The organism is Sorangium sp. So ce394 (assembly GCF_051474665.1).
Classification (GTDB): domain Bacteria; phylum Myxococcota_A; class Polyangia; order Polyangiales; family Polyangiaceae; genus Sorangium; species Sorangium cellulosum_D.
In genome coordinates this window covers 7,182,680-7,205,691 of record NZ_CP150339.1, presented here as the reverse complement: position 1 = coordinate 7,205,691, position 23,012 = coordinate 7,182,680, and the positions used below count along the sequence as shown (strand labels likewise).

Annotated in this window: 12 protein-coding genes; all 12 read right to left on the bottom strand. The window is 69.8% G+C overall.

Annotated features, from left to right (window positions below; translation table 11 throughout):
- Nucleotides 1-110: 110 nt before the first annotated feature.
- The 12 genes from WMF33_RS26180 to WMF33_RS26125 all read right to left on the bottom strand — a co-directional run bounded on the left by WMF33_RS26180 (nucleotide 111) and on the right by WMF33_RS26125 (nucleotide 22,732).
- A complete protein-coding gene (locus WMF33_RS26180; RefSeq protein WP_437322389.1) occupies nucleotides 111-1,556 on the bottom strand; it encodes an NAD(P)/FAD-dependent oxidoreductase in 1,446 nt (481 codons plus the stop codon).
- On the bottom strand, nucleotides 1,553-5,305 hold the full coding sequence (locus WMF33_RS26175) for a protein kinase domain-containing protein (RefSeq protein ID WP_437322388.1): 3,753 nt from the start codon (nucleotides 5,303-5,305) through the stop codon (nucleotides 1,553-1,555). Before WMF33_RS26175 ends, WMF33_RS26180 begins: the two co-directional genes overlap by 4 nt.
- Nucleotides 5,302-9,222, bottom strand: a complete 3,921-nt coding sequence (locus WMF33_RS26170) for an NAD(P)-binding protein (RefSeq protein WP_437322387.1) — start codon at nucleotides 9,220-9,222, stop codon at nucleotides 5,302-5,304. Before WMF33_RS26170 ends, WMF33_RS26175 begins: the two co-directional genes overlap by 4 nt.
- A complete protein-coding gene (locus WMF33_RS26165; protein WP_437322386.1) occupies nucleotides 9,219-9,623 on the bottom strand; it encodes a hypothetical protein in 405 nt (134 codons plus the stop codon). The genes WMF33_RS26170 and WMF33_RS26165 overlap by 4 nt, the downstream gene beginning before the upstream one ends.
- Complete coding sequence (locus WMF33_RS26160) at nucleotides 9,616-10,626, bottom strand: hypothetical protein (protein WP_437322385.1); 1,011 nt, start codon at nucleotides 10,624-10,626, stop codon at nucleotides 9,616-9,618. Before WMF33_RS26160 ends, WMF33_RS26165 begins: the two co-directional genes overlap by 8 nt.
- Nucleotides 10,623-10,943: a hypothetical protein gene (locus WMF33_RS26155; RefSeq protein ID WP_437322384.1), complete on the bottom strand. Its 321-nt coding sequence runs from the start codon at nucleotides 10,941-10,943 to the stop codon at nucleotides 10,623-10,625. Before WMF33_RS26155 ends, WMF33_RS26160 begins: the two co-directional genes overlap by 4 nt.
- Entirely contained in the window at nucleotides 10,940-11,734 is a 795-nt protein-coding gene (locus WMF33_RS26150) for a hypothetical protein (RefSeq protein WP_437322383.1), read from the bottom strand. The genes WMF33_RS26155 and WMF33_RS26150 overlap by 4 nt, the downstream gene beginning before the upstream one ends.
- 4 nt (nucleotides 11,735-11,738) lie before the next feature.
- Nucleotides 11,739-12,953: a polyprenyl synthetase family protein gene (locus tag WMF33_RS26145; RefSeq protein ID WP_437322382.1), complete on the bottom strand. Its 1,215-nt coding sequence runs from the start codon at nucleotides 12,951-12,953 to the stop codon at nucleotides 11,739-11,741.
- Nucleotides 12,946-14,484 (bottom strand): sigma 54-interacting transcriptional regulator, encoded by a 1,539-nt coding sequence (locus tag WMF33_RS26140; RefSeq protein ID WP_437322381.1) that lies wholly within the window; start codon nucleotides 14,482-14,484, stop codon nucleotides 12,946-12,948. Before WMF33_RS26140 ends, WMF33_RS26145 begins: the two co-directional genes overlap by 8 nt.
- A 1,329-nt stretch (nucleotides 14,485-15,813) precedes the next feature.
- On the bottom strand, nucleotides 15,814-16,119 hold the full coding sequence (locus WMF33_RS26135; RefSeq protein ID WP_437322380.1) for a hypothetical protein: 306 nt from the start codon (nucleotides 16,117-16,119) through the stop codon (nucleotides 15,814-15,816).
- A 41-nt stretch (nucleotides 16,120-16,160) separates the two neighbouring features.
- A complete protein-coding gene (locus WMF33_RS26130; RefSeq protein WP_437322379.1) occupies nucleotides 16,161-20,348 on the bottom strand; it encodes a S8 family serine peptidase in 4,188 nt (1,395 codons plus the stop codon).
- Nucleotides 20,349-20,365: 17 nt separating this feature from the next.
- Nucleotides 20,366-22,732: a dynamin family protein gene (locus WMF33_RS26125; RefSeq protein WP_437322378.1), complete on the bottom strand. Its 2,367-nt coding sequence runs from the start codon at nucleotides 22,730-22,732 to the stop codon at nucleotides 20,366-20,368.
- Nucleotides 22,733-23,012: the final 280 nt, after the last annotated feature.

Below are 23,012 nucleotides of genomic sequence, written 5' to 3'. Positions count from 1 at the left end.
CGGATCGCGGGAGCGCTCGTCTGCCTCGCGACCGAGGCCGCCGCGCCGATGCCGGCACGGAGCCCTCTCCTCAGGCGCCGGCGCGAGCCCAGGCCCGCTCGATCTCCGGGTTAGCGCCCCCCGAACGACAGCCCTCGCAGCGCCGCGATCCCGAGCTTCTTCTGCTTCGCGTGCACCTCTCTCGCCCACCCATACAGCCACGCCCCGTCCTCCCGGATCGCGCGCGCGAGCGACGCCTGGAACCCGAGGAGCGCGGCCCCGCCGGCGAGCCAGCCCGAGGGGCCGTCGGGCGCAGAGGCGCCGAGCGCCTCGCGCCAGAAGCCGGGCCCGTGCGCCAGCGTGCGCACGAACATCTCCGGGGTGATCCCCTCCCGCGCCGCGATCACGCCGCCGAGGATCCCCCCCGTCACCTGCGCATAGCGCGCGTCCTTCTGGGCGGTGAGGCTCATCGTCCGGAACATGGCGAGCCACACCGGAAGCAGGTGCCGGTTGCGGATCATGGTGACCGCGAGATCGCTGATCCCGAGATCCGGGTCGAAATGCGCGCGGAAGTCGGCCTCGTAGCGCGCGAGGAAATCCCTCCCGAAGCGCCCCTCCCGGAACGCCGCGCGGACGGTGCGCGCCGCCACGTGCGCGCTCGAGAGCGCGAGCGGGATCCCCTCTCCGTTGATGGGGTCCACGAAGCAGCCTGCCTCCCCGATCAGGAGCCCGCGCTCGAAGTGGTTCCTCGTCGCGCCGCCGTAGCTCCGGATGGGCCACCCGCGCTGGGGCCCGATCTCCACACGCGCGCCCTTCGAGCTCGCCAGGTGGTGGACCAGCCTCGTGAGCTTCGCGTAGAAGTCGCCCAGCTTGAGGCCGCTCCGCACGAGCGGCTCGCTCACCATCCCGACGCCGATGTTGCAGAGCCCCGGGCGCACGGGGAACACCCAGGCGTACCCGGGGAAATACCGCTCGTCGAAGTACATCAGCGTATGATCGAGGGTCAGGCCGCGCGCGTACGCGCGGATGGAAGCGAGGGTGTAGCGAGGGTCGTTCATCCGCAGGCCCGCCGCGTTCGCGACCGCGCTCGTCGCCCCGTCCGCCCCGACGAGGAGCCGGCCCTCGACGCGGCACGCCTTCCCCTCGCGCGTCGCGCTCACGACGACCCCGCGCGCCGTCGCCTCGAACCCCGTCACCCGGCACGACTCCCGCGCCTCCGCGCCCGCCCGGACCGCTCGCCGGAACAGGACATCGTCGAGCTCCTTGCGCGGGATGGCGTGCCCGTGCGCCGGCAGACCGGCGACGCGCGGCAACACCCCGGAGACCAGGTGATCCCGGTTCAGGTAAAGCCGCGATTTGCGGATGGGGAGGCACTCGAGCCGCCGGATCGCCTCCCCGCAGCCGAGCGCCTCGAGGCGCGCGAGGCCCCTCGGGCTGACGTAATCTCCACACGGCTTGTCCCGGGGGAAGCGGGCGGCGTCGCAGAGGAGCACCGCGTACCCCTCGGAGGCCAGCTCGATCGCGAGCGCGCTGCCCGCGGGCCCGGCGCCGGCGATGACCACGTCATAGACCGTCACGCGACCCCCGGGCCGCCGAACGCCCGCTCGACCCCGGGCGCGATCGCCCTCGCCAGCGGCGCCATGTCGGGGACGCCCTCCGCCGACATCCAGGCCCCCGCCTCGTCGATGTGGCGGGCGCCCTCCGGCCCGCCGGCGACCCTGCCGAGCGCCCAGCGCGCCACCTCCCGGTGCATCGCCATCCTCGCCGCCGTGTACCCCGCGAGCGCCGCGCGGAGGTGCGCCTGCACCTGGCCCCTCCGCCCCTCCGTCGCGGCGAGGCCCGCGAGGAGCAGCGACGCGTGCGGGCGCGACGCCGCCGCCGTGGCCCGGCCGATCGCCCGGACGAGCTCCTTCACCCGGCCGAGCAGCGCCCGCCGCTCCGGCCCGCCGCTCTGCCCCGCGAGCGCGAGCGCCGCCCGCGCCCGGGTCCACCGCAGCTCCATCGCGGGCAGCTCCATCCGGAGGAACAGGCCGTCGCGCAGCTCCGGCCAGTCCCCCTCGATGCGCGCGACGGCCGACCGCGGATTGCCCACGTAGAGGTCGAGCGCGACGCCGGAGAAGACCCGATGATACGCGTGCATCTGGTAGAAACCCGATCTCCAGGTCTCCACGACCTTGCGCAGATCGGCCGCCACCTCGTCCACCCTGCCGGCCGCGAGCCGCCCGACGCCGTGGAACCCGCCCCGGTAGTTGTTGGCCGCGAACAGGTCGCCGCGCGCCTCGGCCTCGCGGATCGCGGCGGGGATCCGCGCGACGAGCTCGCCGACCCGGCCGGCCTGGCCGAGCGCCTGCAAGCCGAACACGATGGCCACCGCGGCCTCGTACTCCGCCCCCCGGCACTCCGCGCGGAACTGCGCCGCAGCGGCGTCGCAGAGCCTCGCCGCCCGGTCCCAGTCGCTGTGGAAGAAGGCCGAAGAGCCGGCGCCGAGCAGGTAGAAGGCCTGCTCGTAGGGGGCGCCTCCGCCGCCCAAGACGCGCTCGTTCCGGCGCACGAGGTCCCGCGACCTCGCGCGCAGGAACTCGCCCCCGATGAGCGCCGCGAACGCCGCCTCGTACCCGAGCGACCGGGCGACATGCGCGGACTCCCCTTCGCGCAGGGCTTCGAGGAAGTGAAGGAGGCCGACGCCGTCGGCGCGGACCGGGTCCATCATCGACAGGGCGGTCGTGGCGGCCCACAGGTCGTCCAGCCGCCGGCGGGCGCTCGGAGCGATGTCCCCGGGCGGCCGAGCCTCGAAGTCGAAGCCCCGCAGGTACAGCCGCAGCCGATGCCCGGCCGAGACCATGAGCGCGCCCGTCCCCGACTTCGGCAGCCGGACCCGCGACTCTCCGAGGAACGCTTCCATGAGCCGCAGGCCCTCGTCGAAGCGCCCCGCCTTGAGGTACTGCTCGCCCGCCCTCCGCCGGAAGAGCCCTCTCCGCTCGATCTCTCGCGGAGACTCCTCCGCGAGCGCCCGGGCGGCGCGCTCGAACTCGGGCGCTGCCTCGGTGCTCCGTCCGGCGTTGGACAGGGCCTCCGCGAGCAGGGCGTGGAGGTCCGCGCGGGGAGCGTCGCCGGCGGCGTGCTCCAGCGCTATCCGGTAGAGGCGAGCCGCCTGCTCGAAGGCCAGCGCCGCCTCGGCGCGCCGCGCCGCGGTCATCGCATGGCGGCGCGTCCGGGGCCGGTCGCCGGCCGCCAGCGCGTGCGCCATGAGCCGCTCCGCGTCGTCGGAGCCCGCGGCCTCCATCGCCGACACGAGCGCCGCGTGGCGCCGGACGCTGACGTCCTCGGGCAGCGCGCCCGCGACGAACTCCCGCAGGCGATCGTGGTAGATCTGGAGCGTCTCTTCCTCGCCTGCGTCCGCCCACCGGAGGAGGCGCAGCAGGCACAGGTCCCGGAGCCGCCGTCGGTCGCGGCTCCCCGCCGCTTCGAGCAGCACGCCGGCGCTCTGGGCGGCCCCGGAGAGCGCGGCGACCTCGACCAGCGCGCGGTCCTCGTCCGAGAGCGCCTGGATGCGCTCCTGCAGGAGCGATGTCGCCGTCGTCGTGAGCCCCCGGGGGCCTTCCCCGGTCCGGGCTGCCGCGGCGAAGTGCGCCAGCTCGGCCACGAGGTACGGCACGCCGCCCGCTTCCTCCACGATCGCGAGGACGGCCTCCGCGCCCGCGCCCGCGCGGCCGGTGATCGCGCGCGCGAGGGCGACGGCCGAGCCCGCGCCGAGGGGCGCGAGCTCGATCTCGAGCGATTTCCCCCTGGATCGGGCGGTGGAGAGGGCCGCGAGCAGCGCCGGGTGGGGCGCCTCGCTCGCCGGGCGGCGCGACACGACGAGGGCCACGGGGGGCGGGTCCTCGCCGCCGAAGACGCTCTCCACGAGCGCGATGCTGTCGGCGTCCGCCCACTGCGCGTCGTCGACCCAGAGGAGCACGGGCTGCTGCGCGGCCGCGTGCGCGAGCACGACCCGGAGCGCGGCGAACCCGGACTGGCGCAGCGCGCGCGGGTCGCCGCGGACCTCGCCGGACCGCGCCCTCGCGTCGACGACGGGCACCCGCCGCAGCTCGGGGAAGAGCAGGGCCAGCGCCTCGGCGCCCTCGGCCGGACAGAGCGCCGCCGCTGCAGCCTCGTCGAGGCCGAGCCAGTACCGGGCCAGATCGTCGATCGCCGCGTCGAACGCCTTGTAGGGGATCGACTCGTACGGGTGGCACCGCGCTTCCAGCACGAGCGGCGGGATGGAGTCGGCGCTCTGGACATCCCGCAGGAACCGCCGGACGAGCGCGGTTTTTCCCATGCCCGAGGGCCCCACGACGTCCACGGTGACGAGCTGGCCTTGCTGGGCCGCGGCGAAGGCGTCGCGCAGGGCGCCGAGCTCCGCCTCGCGCGCCACGAAGTCGAGCTCGGCCTCCGCCGCGAGCGAGAGCCCGCGGGCACGGGCGCGCGGCGCCTCGGCGTGCTCGTGCAGCGCGTCCAGAACCTCCGCGACGGGCATGCGTCGGCCTGGATCCGGCTCCAGCAGGCCGAGCACGAGCCGATCGACCCCCGGCGGGATCGAGGGCGCGAGCCTCGACGGCGGAGGGGGCAAGCGCTGCTTGGCGAGGATCTCGTCGGAGGGGTCGTCTCCGAACGGGAGCCGCCCGACGAGCGCCTCGTAGAGGACCAGGCCCGCGCTGTACCAGTCCGAGGCGGGGAGCGGCTTCGGATCCCAGTACTGCTCGGGCGCGAGGTAGGGCAGGGTGCCGAGCACGACGCCGCGGGCCGTGTCGAGCAGCCTCGCGCGCGACACGGGAGTCGCCATGCCGAAGTCGAGGAGGGTCACGTGTCCTTCCTCGCTGACGAGCACGTTGGTGGGCTTCACGTCGCGGTGCGACTTGCCGGAGGCGTGCACGGTCGCGAGCGCCTCGGCGAGCTGGAGCCCTGCCAGGCAGATCCGGCGGATCGCGGCTGCCTGGTGTTCGTCGGGCGCCTTCGGGTCGAGGCCGAGCCGGTCGGTGAAGGGGAGCCCGCCCGGGACGACTTCCATCGTGAAGAAGCACCGTTCGCCCTCGATGTGGAGCTCGTGGAGGCGGACCAGGTTGGGGTGGACGATATCGCGCAGGGCCCTGTATTCCGCCTTGAGCCACTGCCGTCCTTCGGGCGTGGTGTCGAGCAGGGTCTTGAGGGCGACCTCCTGGTTCCACCGTTGGTCGAGCACGCGGTAGACGATCCCGAAGGCGCCCGAGCCGAGGACTTCCCGGACGACGTAGCGCCCTCCGGCGTCGAACGGCCCGCCGACGGGCGCTGCGACGGGCGTGGCGTTCACGGCGCCTGCTTCCCGGGGCCGGCCTTGCCGAGCAGGGAGAGGAGCTTCTGCAGGTTCGGCGGGTCGCCGCCGAGCGAGCCCGCGAGGTCCTTGCTGGCGCGGACGATCTCCATGAGGCCGTTGAGGCTGCCGGCGAGGTCGTTGGCGTCCGCGCCCCAGTCGTTCTTGAGGGTGGCCCCGAGCGCGGCGAGGAGCGACTGGCCGGGGCTCGGATCCGGGTGCGCGACGTCGGCGATCTTGTCGAACTGGAGGATGTCGGCGATGTGCGGCTTGCCGGCGCGGAACAGCATCTCGTCGACGCGCTTGAAGAAGGCGAGATCGTCGAGCTCGTGCTCCTCGATGTCCCAGATGTCGCAGTAGTCGCCGGTGATGCCGGCCTTTTCGAGATCCTCCGACCTGTGTGTGGAGGCCATGTGGTCGAGGATGGCGTTGACGGCGTGCCGCGCCGACTCGTTGGCGGCTTCCATCGTGTTCATGCGGGTGAACGTGCGCATGTACGAGCCGCAGAACACGACGCTGTCTGCGTGGACGCGGTAGCCGCCGTGGGGAGCCTGCCAGACCCCGGTGCGGTCCGTGCGGTCGCCGTCGCCGAGCTTGCTCCTGCCGGGCACCCACGGCTTGCAGCGCGGCCGGTTGTCCCAGTCTCCCACCCTGTTGATCAAGAACGGGGTGCGGTTGGCGCGCAGCACGCCGGACGCGAAGACGAGGTTCGAGTCCAGATGGTAATAGAGCGGCTCCGGGAGGGGAAGGTTCGTCACCGGCGCGGCCGGGCCGCGGGTCGTCCGCAAACTGTCCTTGATCTGGCGCCAGACTTCTTTCTGGATCTCGTAGGGGGACGATTGCATGAGGCTCTTTCCTGTGAAGGAGGAGCGCTGGCTGCAGTTTCCGATGTCCACCGACAGGACACCACGGACCTGTGGAACGATGCCGTCGAAGTGCCTGCCGACCCAGAATTGCGACTGCGATACGGCAGAGAGGCCCCACTCGGTGTTCGGGAAATAGACGTGGCCGCGTACGAGCTTGAAGTCGTGGCCGAAGTAGTACTGGACTCCGGTGAACGTCTGGAGCCGGTCGTCGGCCGCGTCGCCGTACCGCTGCTCGGGCAGGCGCGGCGTCGTCACGCGCTGCGCCTGCGGGAACCGCTGCGCGGTCTCGCTGGTGAGCCGCACACCCTCCCCGGGTCGCGCCCAGCTGCGGAGGACACGCTCCAGGACCTTGATCTCGCGCGGACCGATCCGGCGGTCGAACCAGAAATAGATGCGCAGCTCCGGTACGCCCTCCGGCTCTTCAACGATGTGACCGGTCGCATACGCCACCGAGCGGAACACGGACCGCTCCCGTTGCTCCAGCGAGGCGTCGTCCTCGGCAGCCTGGACGCGGCGGAGGAAGCTTCGCAGCTTGTCGTCGGCCTCCTGCGGCAGGAGCGGGCGCGTGTAGGTGACAGCGATCTCGTAGCGCTCCAGCCCGCCAGGCAGCTGTATCGTGACGTAGCTGGTGAATCCTCGTAGCTCCCGGGGAACGCCGTCGTGTGGGACACCACCCATCTCGGTGGAGCTCCACCATCGAGTCACCCGCTCGGCTGCGACGGCGTCGACTGCGACGACGTGGTAGGCGGCGCGCGGGAGCTTGCCTTCCGGCCATCGGACCCGCACGTCCAGCTTGCCGTTCTTTTCAGTGATGCTCAGGAGCTCACCCTGGTGGAACTTGACTCCAAGATTCTTTTCGAGGTGCTTGCGCCATGGAACGAGCCAGGCGTGGCTCGTCGGGCTCGAGAGTATGCTGTCCGTGTACTGTCCGCCGAGCACCTGATCGAGCAGGAGCTGCAGGTACACGTTGGCCTGGGTGCGCGCGTCGCAGTGCTCTGCGTCCATCGCGACCAGCGCCTGCGGTGCGGCCCGGATCGCCTCGACGAACGGCTCGGAGTAGAAGCCTTTCTGATCTGCGCCGAAGAACGTGAACAGAGATATCCCCTCGTACTCCTTTTCCCTCCTCGCGCTGCACGTCATCAGGTAGCGGACGAGCTTGAAGAAGAACCTCGCGAGGTCCCGGCGGCTGAACCCGAGCCCCTGTGTGAGGCGCATGTACTCCGTCCGGAACGCCTCCAGGCTGCGCGGGCGCTCGCGGCTGAGCGGGACGAAGCCCTTGCGCGTGGCGAATACCTGGCGGAACGTGGGCTCGAGCTGATCGAACGCCGTGGGACGGTGCCCGGGCCCTGGTTCGGCGACGGGCGTACGCTTCATGGTGTCGAAGATGTGCCGGTAGAAGCTGGGGAAGAGACGATACCCATGCTCTCCCGGGACAAGCGTGCCGGGCGCTACTCTTGGTTTTGGGTGGCGAGCTCCTTTTTTATTGTGTTCATGCAGGACGTCCCATTGCGTCCGAGCCATGCCCCCCACCTGAGGGTCAGGCGTGATGTCAGGGCCAGGATCCCGCCACGTAATTCGCCGTGGATCGGACGGCGCAGCCTCGATGACGTGGACATCGAAGTTGCGCTCCGCGAGCTCGTGGGCTGCCGTGAGCCCTGCGATTCCGGCCCCGTACACGATCACGGCGGTGCGATCGCCTCGGCGCGCTGCGTTGAGCGAGCTATAAATTTTCCAGTCCTTCCGCGCGTTGGGATCGAACCACTGCTCAAGTCGTGCGGGTGCGTCGTTGCCGAAGCATTGAAATGATCTCCACCATACGCGCTCTATTCTTGAGCGTTTGTTGATGTGCTCGCTTACCTTCAGCGGCGCGGGCTTCTGGCCGAAGGTGCTCGAAAGCTCCGTTGACGTGGGGTCATCATCCTCGGGGTTCTGCAGGGAAGCGTCGATGAAGAGGTCTAACCCCTGTTTGAGGATGCCCGCCGCTCTCTCGTCCTTTTCGGCGTCTGGCTGATCGGGCCCGGCGCGCCAGGCGGCGCCGAGCGCGTAACGGGCGGCAAGGAGGAAGCCGAGGACCCGGTTCGGCTCGTAGAACCACCGTCCTCCCCCCCCTCCTGCCCGGGGACTCGGGCTGGTTTTGGAGATGGATTCGGTCGCCTGGAACAGTGTAAGGCACCAACCTACCAGGACCACGCTCCCTTTCTTCAAGAGAGCGCCCACGGAATCGAGGATGGCGTTCGGTCTCTGGAGGAGGTACCAGTACGGGCTCAGTCGATCTTCCGAAGAGTAGAAGGCGGTTCCCAGGAACCGCTCGAGATCACGACGGGCTGGCACCTTCCAGTCGTATTTCATGTATATCATCAGGCCAGCGGATTGTTGGGACCACTCCGAGGCAGCGGGACGCCCGTCCGCCGCTTTGTTGTCGTGCTCACGCATCCTGTGGGCGCGTGCACGTGCCTCGTTGAGGCTGGTTTGGTACATGCGCTCCACCATGTCCCCGGCGAGCCCTCGATCCGCCAGGAACTCGAGCAGTGCAGCGTCGTAGAAAGCCAGGATCTCGCCGGGAATGGCGGCATACCATTCGCGGACCCGAGCTCTGATGTGCGCCAGAGAGACGTTCGGGGCCGTGGGGCTGGGATGGCATTGGCAGAGCAACAGATACATGAGCTGCTGCTGTGTGAAACGCTTTACGAGGTCCTCCGCGCGGGCGGCCGTCCGCATGGCATCGACGGCTTGCTCGTCGCCGCTCGGGTCGTGTTCTTCAGGGGCGCTCTTCTGTCTCTTCAGCTGGATGTCATGGTCGAATCCCGAGCCGGAGAGCGAATTCTTGGGCTCGAATTCGTCGAGTGCATCCAGGATGAGCCTCCGCCATTCGTTGTCGCGGAGCACGTCGGATATCTCTTGCTTTTGCCTGCCGCCTGGCGTTGGGAGCGTCCCGGTTCGCAAGCAGAACTCGAGGAACTGGAATCGCTTGTCGAGCTTCGTGCGCAGCGTGCGCACGACATCCGTGGCCGTTTTCGGCCTCTCTTCGTTCTTCTTTCCCTCGCCGCTCATTCCCCGCTCTCCAGCTCCAGGCGGAGCTCCTCCGCCTCGTCGATCCGCAACAGCGCTCCCACGAACACCTCGAACGCGCGGAGTCCCCTCGAGAGGGCCTCCACCTTCCCCGCGAGGCCGACCGCCCCGCTCCGCAGCGACTCGCTCAGCGTCCGCTCCCCCGACAGAAGCGCCCGGATGCTCCTCCGGTCCGTCGAGATCCGGATATCCGCCCGCTTCGCCGACGGCACCTCGACCACCTCGCGCCCGGCCCCGCCGAGCGCCACCGCCGGCTCGGACGCGACGTCCACCGACACCGTGAGCCCCTCGAGGCAGCCCGCCATCGCGGCGCTCGCCTCCGGCTGCCGCGCCGCGATCAAGCGCAGCGCCCGCCGCAGCGTGCCCGTCACCGGCTCAGCCACGGACCACCTCCAGGAGGCACGGGCCGTCGAGCTCGACCGCCTCTCCGGCGCACACGCCGCGGATCCGGGCGCGCGCGTGGGCCTCGTTCAGCCGCACCACGCCGCGGATATCCATCTCGGAAGGCACGAGGATCTGACCGCGCACGCCCGCCTCGATCTCCCCCGACAGGGACTCTCCGCCCCGGCTCGCCTCGAACCGCGTCCACCGCGGCACGTCGCGGTCCTGGTCCGGCAAGAGCAGCGCCGCCGCCGCGGGCACGCGCCCCGAAGGCCGCGCCTCCACGGCGCCCTCGGTCGTGAAGCGCGCCTCGGCGTTCCGGAAATACCGCACGATGGCCCCGCCCCGCAGGAGGAAGACGCTCGTCGCCGTCGTCCGGGTGCGGGCGCGATCGTTCATCCTCGAGAAGACCACCGTCCACGGGACGGCCGGATCGCTCGGCACCGCGCAGCCCCATTCCCAGGAGAAATCGCCGCCCCAGCGGAATCGACCCCAGTTGTGGTCGTGGTACGCGGGCCTGCCCTCGAACGAGCGCCGCTGTCCCTCGATCTCCACCCAGCCCGACGCCAGGAGCCGCGGCACGAGACACCAGCTCAGGTGAGCCCCGGGCCCGAGGCGGATGTCGTGGCTGAGCGACGGCACCGACGCGGGCGCGAGGACGACCTCCATCCGCGCGCCGTCTCCGTGATTCACGATCTCGTACCGGCCGCCGCGCCACCGCATCGCGGCCCGATCGAACGTCGCGTCCATGCGGCCCGGGCGCACCTCGGGCCTCGGGCACCGCGCCACGTGCCCCCGCCACGCGTCCCGGCAGACGACCGTGATCGCCTTTCCCGCGCCGCCGCCTTCCAGGCTGAGGTTGAAGAGCAACGTCCAGTCCTCGCCGAAGACGACGAAGTGCTGCCACTCCTTGTAATCTCGCCTGGCCTCGAGCTCGAACGGCGGACCGCGCCACGGGTCGGCGTCCGCGGCGAGGGCGCTGAGTCGCGCGGCGGAGAGGCTCACCGGAGGAGATCTTCCACCGGCCGGACGGGCACCCTCGCGGGGGGCGGCCCCTCCGGGGGCGACGCGCCCTCGGCCCACGTCTCCGCGATCCGCTGCGCGCGCCCGCTCAGCGACAGGACCCCGAGCAGCGCGAGCAGCACCGCGTCCTCCGCCTCGCCGTCCCCGGAGACCGGCCCGCCGTCGCCGGTTCGTCCGCCCGCCGCGGCCGCCGCGTCCGCGAGGGACGCGATCTCCCGGCTCGCGCCGAGCAGCCCGAGCACGGCGTGCAGGAACCCGTCGTGCGTGTCGAAATCGAGCTCGGGCACGGTGACGCTCACGGCCGGTCTCCGGCGCCGCCCAGGTCCGACAGCACACCCTCGAGATCGCGATCGAGGGCGCGCAGGAACGCGTCCACGTAGGCCGAGGGCACCGCGCCGCCCTCCTCGCTCACGATCCCGCCGGACAGCCCCTCGAAGAGCGTGCGCGCGCGGGCGAGCAGCGGAGAGCCCGCGAGGCGCCGCTTCCAGGAACGACCCTCGTCGGTCTCCGAGAACCGCCGGCCTTCGCGGACGAGCGCATGGAAGGCCGCCTGTCCGGCGATGGGGTACTTGACGAGGAGCGCCTGGGCCGCGCGCAGGCGCTCCAGCACGGCGTCGCCGGCCTCCGCCTCGCCGCGGGCCCGCCTCGCGAGCGCCTCGTCGAACTCGCGGCTATACCGGACCAGGAGGCGCTGGTAGTCGCCGAGCGCGCCCAGCAGCGCAGCCAGGATCGCGTCCCGCTCGCCGCCGGGCGGGGCGCCAGCGCCGGGATCGAGTCCGCGGCCGGCCCGAGGCTCGCGGCCGATCGACGGCTCCGCCGGCATCTCCAGGGGCTCCGCCACGGGTGGGTCGACCGAGAAATCCGGGAACTCGTCCTCGCCGTCGCGCGCGTCGCCGGCAGCCCTGGGCGCGCGGGCCTCGCGCGCGCCGCCCGCAGCCCCGGGCGCGCCGGCCTCGCGCGCGAACCTCGCGAGCCGCGCCTCGGGGCCGTCGTTCGCGCTCGCCCCGCTCTGGACGCGGCAGAGCGCCTCGAAAATGGCCTGAATATCGACGTCTTGGGCCTCGGCCAGGCCGTCCTTTCGAATCGACATCGCTTCACCACGTCCGCTGGACGACATAGTCCTTGAGCCAGCCGATGAACCGCTTGTGAACGGAGTCGGCCAGCACCTCCGCGAGCTCTCGCCACCGCACCTCGGCCGACGCCGCGTGGCGCCCCGCCACCCCGCGGGCGTGCTCGATGCCGCCGTGATCGTCGATCAGCCGCCACAGGAACCGCACGTCGTCCTCCGTCTTCTCGCCCGACGACGCGGCCCGGCGGTCGAGATACCGCATCATCGCGGCGCGACCGGCCTCGTCGATGATCCGCTCCTCCACCATCCCTCTCAACAGATCCGCGAGCCCGGCCTCCGGGGATCCGGCGGCCGGGCGCGGCTTGCGCAGGATCCGTAGCGCCTCCTCGCGGTCGGCCTCCGGCGCGGAGCGGAGCGCGTGCAGCAGCATCAGCGTTCGTTTGCCCTCCCAGAGATCGCCGGCGAGCTCCTTGCCGTAATCGGCGCGCCCCTCCTCGAGGTTGAGGAGATCGTCCTGGATCTGAAAGGCGAGGCCGAGGCTCTCCAGGAACGACACGAGGAGCGCCTCCAGGCGCGGCTCCGCCCCGGCCACCGCCGCCCCCACGAGGCCCGGCGCGACGAAGCTGTAGCTGCAGGTCTTTCGCCGCACCATCGACTCGTAGTCCGCGTCGGTGAGCTGCCATGTCCCCTCGTCGATCCACGAGAGCTCCTGCGCCTGCCCCTCGAACGACTCGATGACGGCGCGGGCGTAGACGTCGAGGATGCGCAGCGCCCGGCCGAGGCCGAGCCGGTCGGTGTTGGCCAGCAGGGGACCGAGCGTGAGCGCGAGGAGGCCGTCACCGCAGTTGACCGCCGCGGGGATGCCGTGGGTCCGGTGGAGCGCGGGCCCACCCCGCCGGGTGAGCGAGCCATCCTCGATGTCGTCATGGATGAGAAAGGCGTTGTGGTACATCTCGACCACCGCGGCCGACGGGAGGACCTCCTCGAGCTCCCCGCCGAGCGCACGGCAGACGGCGATGCACAGCGCGGGACGCAGCCCCTTCGCGCGGCGCAGCGGATAATCCAGCATCAGCCGGTAGGCCCGGTCGTCCCCAGGGGAGCCCGCGCGGATGATGCGGCGGATCTCCTCGAGGACGAGCTCCCTGTGCTCCTCCAGGTACACCGCGCCGAGGTCCGGCTGCGGGCCGGGCGCCGCCCCGGGGGAGGAGCCCTGCACGGAGAGGGCCGCCGCGCTAGACACCTTTCGGTCGCTCCAGCCCGAGCCCTCGAATCAGGTTGTAGACGTGCGACCGCGCGATGTCGAGCCGCGCCGCGGCCTCGGAGACGTTCCAGCCGCCCTCGTCCAGCACGCGCCGGACGAAGCGCGCCTGGAACGCCCGCGTGGCCGCCTGGAGGGTCGGCTGTCCCGTGAGCCAGTCTCCGCGCTCTGCGGCGTCGCCGCGCTCTCCTGCGTCGCCGCGGGCCGGCTCGGGCTCGGGGAAGAAATGCCGCTGCTCGACGCGCAGGACGCCGTCCGCCGCGGCCCGGATGACCGCGGCCTCGACCGCGTGGGCCAGCTCGCGGATGTTGCCGGGCCACTCGGCGTTCTCGACGGCCCGCAGCGCGCCGACCGACAGCTCGAGCCGCGGGAGGTTGTACGAGCGCACGGCCTGCTCGCAGAAGTGGGCCGCGAGCTCCGGCACATCCTCGCGGCGCTCGGCCAGCGAGGGCACCCGGACCGGGAGCACCTGGAGGCGATAGAACAGGTCCTCTCGAAAGGCCTTCTTCGCGACGGCACCGCGCAGGTCGGCGTTCGTGGCGGCCACGATGCGCACGTCCGCGGTCACCGCCTTGGAGCCGCCGAGCGGGAAGTACTCTTTCGACTGGAGGAGCTGGAGGAGCGCCGCCTGGGCCGTCAAGCTGAGCTCCGCGACCTCGTCGAGGAACAGCGTCCCCCCCTCGGCCGCCTCGACCTTGCCCGGGACTCTGCGGCTCGCCGTCGAGTGCGCGCCCGGCATGGCGCCGAACAGCTCGCTCTCGATGAGCGCCTCCGGGAGGGCGCCGCAGTTGATCTCGACGAAGGGCTTGCCGGCCCGAGGGCTGTTGTCGTGCAGGACGCGGGCGACGGCGGTCTTGCCGCTCCCGGTGGGCCCCGTCAGGAGGACGCTCACCTCGAGCGGCGCGACGAGGACGAGCTGCTGGAAGAGCCGAGCGAGCGCGGGGCTCCTCCCGCGGATGCCGTCCGCGCGCAGCTTTTTTCGAAGAGGCAACGTGGGGTTGGCCGACTCGGCGGTTCGCCGCCGCAGGAGCAGGCGATCGGCGAGCGTGGCGACGTGGCGCGCCAAGAGCTCGACGTGCGCCCGGTCCTCGTCCCGAAAGGGCCCCGGCTGCACGCGATCCTGCAGGTAGAGGACGCCGAGCGGCGGGTCGGCGCCGATGGGCGCGCAGAGCACCGCCTCGATGCGGTTCGCGCGCACGCTGCCCCGGTCGCGGAAGCGGGGGTCGTTGAGCGCCGAGCTGGTCACGATCGTCTGCCCCGAGGCGATGGCCTGTGCGATCACGCCGCGCGAGATCGCCGCGCGCACGCCTGCGACGTCTTCCTCCGTGCAGCCTCGGGCCATCCAGAACGGCGTCCCCTCGGCGTCGGCGCCGTCGTCCCGGATCTCCAGGTAGCCGCGGCGAGCGCCGGCGATGTCGACGATCAGCGCGAGCGCCTCTTCGAGAAACGGCTCGATCTCGTTGTTCCCGCCGAGCTCCAAGAGCTTCCGGTAGAGGTCCCGCTCGCGCCGCACGCGCTCCGTATCCGCTGGCTCGGAGCCAGCAGGTTGTGGACCGGAGCCCAGGTGTGCCATTCCGATAATCTACCGGACGGCCGACGCGCTTGGAAGCCCCGCCGTGGGCGGGAAAGCGGCGGCGATGGCCCCGGGTAGACCCGGCGCTTCCTGCGCGCCCGACGGCGCGGGCGAGGGCCCCTCGTCGGCGATTCCGGACGAGGGGCGGGCGCTCCAGGTGGGGCACCAAGCTCTGGGCACATTGAAAGCGGTCGGGGCGCAGGGGCCGATACCCGGCCGCGGCACCGGTAGGCCCCGCTCGCGTCGCGCAGCGGTGTTCGGAGTGCCTGGCCTGCGTTGGCCGCGGTCTCCTCGCCCCGTTCCACGATCGTCCTCGCCTCTCGCCCGATGCTCACGCAAACCGCGTGCCGACCTGCTTGGACTCCGGAGCGGACGTGGTTTGCCCGTGGCACGGTGGAAACCCACCACATGGCCTGCGCCGCTGCCTTGGGCGCTGTTGCGCAGCGCTCGTGGCGCACGAGGCGCTCGATCGCGTCCTCGGACTGCCGCCGTCGTGCCGCAGGACAGAGGGCTAGACTGCTTTGCGTGCGGCCCCCTCGCTCGGTAGCCGCTTTGGTGGCAGCGATATGAATTGCTGTCTGATTTTGACGTCTTCCCGCTGGAGCGCAGCTACGATAGCTTTCACATCGTAGCCGTGCTCTCTTGCGAATGCCTCTTGGACGGCGCGAGCTTCGTCGACGATTGCATCACGGTCCATAATTCGCTACTCCATGGATCTTCTAGCGTGTAGATGATCGCAGGCTGAAGTCCTGTCTCGCGACAGACCATCTTTATCCTCAAGCGAGTCGCGGCGTTCGCTATATGCGTGCGATTTCATAACTAACGTGCCGACGCTTGACTTCGTGCCGCCGAGGCCAGAACTGTGTCGTCGGGGCTAGTTGACGCCGCGGATCGAGCGGTCGCGAGCCATCGCGAGCGCCGGGTATCGGGTTAGCAGCGACGGGTCGGCTCTACGGCGGGACATTGAAACCGGGGTAAGACCAGCCGGACGACGGGGGCGACCTCGAGCACCGGCGTACCGAAGAGCGAGATATGAGGCCCGCAAATACTGTTCCGTGAGAGGGGCCCTGGGCGACCGGGAGGTCCCTACACGATACGCGCACGAGCACCGCAGGACATCAGAGAGGCGGCTCGGCTGCTCATCCAACAGCGTGCTTGGCAACACATCGAGAGAGTAGCCACCCAAGATGGCTCCGAATCGTGCGCGGCGGGGGTCGAAGCGACCCCAGCGAGGACGCGGCGCCTGCCCGGACGCTGTTGGGTATGGAATCAGGGGAAGGTGTACCAAGCATCCGGATTATCGGTGATACTCACAACGCCTGGCATGTCCGCCAATGCATCAATTGCGTCCGATGTGGCCGTCACCACGAGCACCGGAAAAATGGTGTCACGGGACTGAACCTCGATGTCCCGGTCGATGCGTCGTAACTCGTCGACCTTGCTCAGGAACCGGTGCTTCACCTCGTCCGTTGCGCGCTGCAGCTCAGCGATGCGCTGGGCGCGAGTGAGCCCGCTCGTAGGCGGAAGGTCCACCGCGAGTTCGACGACGACGCTCCTCCGGCCACCTGTGACCATGACCTGCCTGGGATCGTACCACCTCCCACGCTCCGGACGAGTCAGAAGTGGGCGCGGAGCAGGCGTGCTTCCTCGGGCAGATCCCCGATGGGGCGGGCGCGGGCGCGGAGCTCTTGCCGGAGATCGACGCCCTTCCCCCGCTGCTGGAGGATCAGCGCCGCGACGCCGGCCACCGCTGGCGCAGCCATCGATGTACCGGTCTTCACCGTGTAGCCCCCATCGCTGGACGCCGAGTAGACATCCACACCGGGCGCTAGGAGGTCGGGCTTGGAGATCCCGCCCTCCTCCGCGACAATACCGCCGCAAGAGAACGACCACGGCCTGCCGTCCCGATCTATGGCTCCCACGCCGATGGTCTCGATGTAGTCTCCCGGGCTTCCGTGCCTTCCAGGTCCGCTGTTCCCGATGGCCGCGAAGACCTCGACGCCGAGTGAGCGGACGCTCTGGATCACCGTCTTGTAGGCCGCCGAATAAACCTCTCCACTCGCTGTCGTCGAGCACCAGCTCAAGCACATGAGGTCAACGCCGAGCTCCCCGTCCGGTCGCGCGACAGTGGCCAGCCAGTTGATGCCTGCCAACACCTGCGCTGCGTTGGCGCGACGGGAGGATGATGTGAAGATACGCGCCATCGCGATTCTTGCATCCGGGGCCACACCTACGTTCCTCCCTGCGGCGATGGCGGCCACGTGCGTCCCATGGCCGTGGGCGTCGCCAGACGTCTCCGCCACCTTGACGCCCGAGGCGTCGAACTCCGCGCACAGGAGAGATCGTCCCGTGAGCTCTGGATGCATCACATTGATGCCGGTGTCGGCGAAGCCGATCCAGACGTTCGCGCCCGTGATGCCGGCATGGTGCGCGTCGGGGGCACCTACCGCGGACAGGTGCCATGCGGCCACCGCGGGGGCGACGCGCTCGTCCACGGGCGGCGGAATCTCAAGAACCAGCTCGTCCGCGTCGATGACCGCTCCCACGTCGGGATCTGTCGCGAGCGAATCGAGCGCTCTGGCCGGGCCGCGGGCGATCAGCACGTGAATGGCAGCGAGTTTGGTCACATGAACCTTTGGGCCGTTGTCGGGCTCTGCGGCCATGAACTCGGCGGCAACCTCGTCGGGATCGTGCACATCAAGGGTGTTCCGAGCGCCGAGCCGATTAAGGATGCCCTCGATCTCCTCTGCGAACTCTTCACGACGCCGCTGGATACGGTGTATCCGCGTCACCACCGGCTGCGCATCTTTGGGCGCTGCGCCCGACGCAACAGGCAAGACGATATAGGTTCGCACGTCGCTCGTGACCGGGAAGGATTCCGCGCCTTGCGGCGGGCGCGTGCGTCCTCCTACCGCCCCGGCGCTCTCCTCGTCCGCATCCCCTTCAACACGATCGCGCGTCGGCTGGGCAGAACTGGCGGCCCGAGGTACATGGTAGCGCGTCTCGGCGACCGGCTCGATCCAAATCGCAGCGAGGGGGAACACCGCGACGACCGGGTCGCCCGGTTGGATCCGGCGCAGCGCCTCGATGCGACGCTCCTCGCGGTCACGGAGCGCGTCTGCGGCGAGCAGCGCCGGGCGCGAACGCTTCGGTCGGGGGGCGCGGATTGCCCGCACGAGATCCGCAGCGGCCGCCGGTTCGAGCGGTAGATCTACCTCTCCCGACGCCGATGTGAGGAAGTACCGCATCGATGTGTCGACTTCGCGCGGCTGGATGCCTCGTACATCGAGGCGCCGCAGGCAATAGGCGGTGAGGAGACCGCCCGCGGCCAGAGCCGGCGCGCCGGCTCGCGCTGCGAAGTCGCCCCAGAACGCAGGTGCTACGAGCGTAGATCCAATGCCCTTGGCGAACGCGCGTTGCTCCTTGGCCTGAGGATCGGTGACACCTACGGCGCGGCGAAGCGCGTCGGCCACCCATACATCATTCAGCCCGAGGCGACGCACCATGGTGCGCTCGGCCCCGACGAGCCCTAGGCCCGCGTCGCGACCCACATAGCCGAGGCTCCCGTCGGGGAGGCGAAGGACGCGCGCCGGCTCGCGCACGAGCTCCGGCTCGGCCTTCCCCGGCACCTTGCGCAGGCAGCGCCGCTGCCATCCCTCCTCGACGCGCGCGCCTAGACCGTCGACGAGCAGGCGCTCCAGATCATCGTCTCGCACGGGCCCACGATCGAGGGATCGCAATGCCTCGCTCCGCGCGCGAAAGCTAGCGTCCGTTTGCTCCCACTGACGGTATCCCTCTGTGATGAGTCGATCGACCCGCTCCTCGTCGCTCGGCGTGAGCGGACCGAACGCCTCGCCGGCCATGAGCGCGGCGAGCTCTCCAATCGGGATGAGCGCCATCGTTCGGCTGTAGAGCAGCTCAAATCGGCTTCGATCGATGTCACGAATGATTTGGCCGAGGCGGGCGCGGGCGCGATCCAACACGCGCTCTTCGCGGCTGCCTTGGAGCACCAGCGTCTCGACGATCACGGTGTCGACGCTGCCGTAGCGATGCACACGCCCGACGCGCTGCTCCATCTCCATCGGGTTCCACGGGACGTCAAAGTGGACGAGGCGGCGAGACACTTGGAGGTTGATGCCCTCGCCCCCGGACCGTGACGACACGAGCACGCGCGCGTCGCCATCGCGGAAGCGTCGGATCTCCTCGTTGCGTTCGTCTTGCCTCTGGCCACCAACGATGAGCGAGACGCTACCCGGTCCGAGCTTCGCTTCGATGCGCTCGCGCAGGGTGTAGACCGTCTCGATCGGCTGCGCGAAGACGACGAACTTCTCGTCGGGCGCGCCGTCGAGCCAACTGTACAGGTGCTGGAGCTTAGCCGCGAGTGCGTCGCTCTGGATGAGCGCTGTCCCCTGTTGGAGTACGTTCGCCACGGCGCCTGCCTGGGCGTGGAAATCGGCCGCGTCTTCCTCGTCGAGCTCATCGCGGCCAGCCAGTATCCGGGCCTCAAGGCTCGCGAGCGGCTCGTCCGCTGGACCGCCGCGATAGGGTCGGAGGGCGGCGAGCGCAGCGGCAACCGCCGCATGGCCGCTCGCGCTCATCCGCGCTCGCAGCGCCAGGCGAACCAGAAAAGCCACCCCGGCGTGCGGGCTGGAGGCGCACCACTGGAGCGCCTGCGCGCGACGCCATGCACCCGCGCGCGAGGCGACGACGACTGATAGCAGCTGATGCACGGACTGGAGCCACTGCGCATAGGCTTGCGGCGCCTTGACGCGCGTCGGAGGCCTCACGCTCCGTAGCGGAAACAGCGGCTGGTTGTCCCAGTCGCGGATGTCCTCTTTGATTCGATAGATGATACGTCCTCGCAGGTCATCGTCGGATTCGGCGTCCGTTCGGAGTAGCTGGAGGAGGTTCCGGAAGCGCGCGTCGTGGCCCTGGTGTGGCGTCCCGGAGAGGAGCAGTACGCGCCCGCCAGGGGTGAGCCGCTCTTCGACGAGCTTGCGGACGAGCCGCATCCGCTGCTGAGGATCGCTGCCGTCCTGAGACCAGTCCGATAAGTGATGCGCCTCGTCGATGATGATGACGTCCCACGGCCCCGATTGTGCAACGGTTTCGAAATGGTTTACGCCGCCCTTCACCTGATAGACGGCCCGGTGAATCGAGGCCACAACCATGGGATCGCTGTCATTCGGGACGAGCCGAGCTTCCTGCGCCGTCGTGGTCCACCGGCGAGGGCGCGGGCGGATCCGGAGCCGCTCGAGCTCCTCGACGACGCCGTCCACCAGTCGAGCTTCGGTTAAGTACAGGACGCGCGGCGTGACGCTCGCGCTGTTCTCGAACAGCCGCCGGATAATGAGCCCTGCCTCAATAGTCTTCCCCAGCCCAACCTCGTCGGCGATCATCACGCGCCGGAGCGACTCGTTCGCGAGCACGTGCTCGACGAGCGATGCTTGGTGCGAGAGCGGCTCTACCGCCTCCGCGTCGAGGAGCCGATGCCGATCTTCGGTCAGGAGCCACAGCGCCTCCAGGCGCGCGATCGCGCGCCGTGTCTCCTGCGCGAGCCCGTCGCCCTCCCCAGCCGGCGTCGAGAGCAGTGCCTCGAGCGGCGTTGGCAACAGCGTGACGTCGAGCTCAGCCTCTCCGATGCGGAACGACTGCGGCCGGCTCGCGGCGTCGAGGCCCGAATAAAGTCGGTCAGGTAGCGACGCTGTGTTATACTGCACAAATCCAAAATTGCTGTAGCCGCACACGGCGCGCAGATCTGTGTCCTGCACCGAGCGCACCAGCGTGATGGAACGCTTGTCCACGGTGAGACCCCTTCCTCCTAGAAGTGAAGCTCTGCGAGCGTCGAGCGCGCCGCCTGCACGCGCGCGAGCACGTGACGGCGGCGCTGCGCGTCGGAACGCCGAGCCCGGCCTAGCTGCTCGCTCGTGAGGTTGTTGAAAGCCTCTTGCAGAGGATCGTGGTGCACTGCGAGGTAGTTCTGCTCAAGCTCGTGGTACAGCGCCAGATAATGCTGGCGGAGGATCTCGCACGCCTTCACACATGCCTTCTCAAGCGCCTTGGTGCCCGCATCGTGAAAGGTGTCGAGCATCCTCTCCCTCGCCCCGGTGCCGCGGTTGCGACCAGCGGCTAGCGCCTTTTTACACGCATTCTTGAAAATGTCGCCCACCGTATCGTCGAGCTCCTGCCGGACGGAGGCGGTCATCACGTCGAGGCGGTCCTTCGTCCAGTTGATGCAGGTTTTGGCGTGCTGCTGAAGGATCTGCTTCTGTGTAGCGATTTGGGCTTCGGAGACGATCCGATCGTCGAGTGCGGTCGCCTGATCGCACAGTCGCTCGACGAGCTTCAGATCTCGATCTGCAATCGCGCGGACCGTCGCGCGGATACCCCCGACGATCTTCGGCTCCCAGTCCGTGGCCACGCTGTCTACGAAGCGCAGCGTGAGCTCGTCCGGGTAGTTGATGCTCCTACGTTCCCACCTCCCGTCACGCCGCAGCGCTGCCTCGATCGCCCTGACGTTGATCTCGCGGCCGTTCCGACGCAGCGCATCGAGCTTCTTTGCAGCGAGGAGCTGGGCGTCCTTGCAGATAAGATTGATCTCTGCCAAAGGGCGCTTCTTCAGGTCCGCGAGGAGCTCCCCGTGAGAGGCTTTCATCTGCTCCCGGAGCGGCGCCGCGGCGGACTCCAGATCGGTCCGAAACCGTTCCCAGTCCGCGATCGCGCGTCCTCCTCCATCGGTGTACGTCGCGCCGATCGACTGGGTCGCGCTCTCGAGGAGCTGCGCAAGGCTCTCACCCTTGGTCCGGATGCTCTCCTCGCGCCGTCTGGCGAGGCGTCTCCCTACGGCGGAGAGTGAGTCCCGGAAGCGTGGTACCCCGGTCACCTCGGGTGAGCGGAGGAACGCCAGATCCTCCTGCCCCATCGCTGTGTGGAGGAAGTCGGGCGCCGCCACGCACACGATGTCGAGGCGCTCGCAGAGCGATCGTAAGGTGGCTTCGCGGCGCGCCTTCCTCTCCGGCGGCAGTTCGTCGAAGGCGGATGAGGCCAGTAGCGCCTTGTGCACCTGTGCGCGCAGGGTATCCACCATCTCCTGGGCGAGCGCTTGGAAGAGCGCATGTTTGTCCGGTGGCGGCTCTCCGGTGTACTGCGCCTCCTGGCGCGCCCGCGCGTAGCGATCCTTGGCGACCACGTCGAGGTAGGTAACGGCGATCATCACGTGGATCGAGGGGCTCTCCGTTTCTCCGTCGAAGAGCAGCGTTGTGATCACACCCGATCGTTCGAGCATGTCGGCAATCGTGTCGGTGAGGCCATTGTTGCGCATGACGAGCACGAGCGCATGGGCCCCTGCGCTCACGAACGACCGCGCCACCTGTCCGCCCGGATCGCCGGTCACGCCGACCCCTGGCAGGTCCACCAGCGTGAGGCCGCGCAGCAGCTCTGACGACAGCCGCACCTCGAGCTCCTCGACCATCGGCGCCAGATGGCCCACCGCGCGCGCCCATAGCGCCCGGTTGAACTCGCGCGCGCCGCCTGCGCTCGCCGCAGTAATAGTCTCCTCGGTTCCGACGCGTCGACGCACGTCATCGATGAAGGGCGCGTACGGCTCAAGCGCTGCGGCGTCGCCGCGCGGCTGCTCACCGAGCATGGCCCGGAGCCCGTCAAGGATGATCACGTTGGAGGGGCGCAGAGCGTCGCGCGGCGGGCCGGCGGCGCCCTCCACATTCCGCCCCGCGCCGAGCATGTGCCAGAGCTGGTTCATCAGGTACTCGAACCGTTCCTGCGCCGCCTGCTTTCGCGGATCGTCGACCGTCGGCTCGCCCTTGGCTGCGAGGTCATGCAGCAGCTCCTCGTCGGTAAGGACCTCGTCGCCTGCGTCTCGCAGCGGCGCGATCTCGCCGCGCCGGACGAGCGCCGCCTCCACGTTCAAGCGCACCTCCCGCAACTTCCGCGCTCCGTGATAGCGGACGACCAGCGCCTCTTCCTCGGCGTACGTGACACGCGTCGCCTGCGCGGTTAGCGGTCCAATCCCGCCCGACGGGAGCGCGATGCGTCCGACCACCGCGTTGATAAGCGAGCTCTTGCCGACCTGCGATTCACCAAGGAATCCGACGCGCACGTCGGCGCGCGCCGAGAGAGCGCTCTCCAGGGTCTCGGCGAGCTGGTCGGCGGTGTCCACGACCTTCGGCATCTCTTCAGCGAGTAGATCCCGCTGCTCACCGCGGTACCTTACGAGCAGCTCCCGTGCGTTTTCCTCGATCGTCCCCTTGCTCAAGCGCCCCTCCCGGCTCACCCGATCCATGGGATCGGTGCGACCAAACCGATCTGGGACCATACTGGAAGAGGGCGATGATTAGCAAGGCTGGCGCGCCTCATCGCCACTCCATCCGACATATTGCGGATGCCGAGCGGACTCTACCTTAAATCCTGCTGTAATTCTACCGGGTAGCCGATCGCCTGGGCGGTTCCTT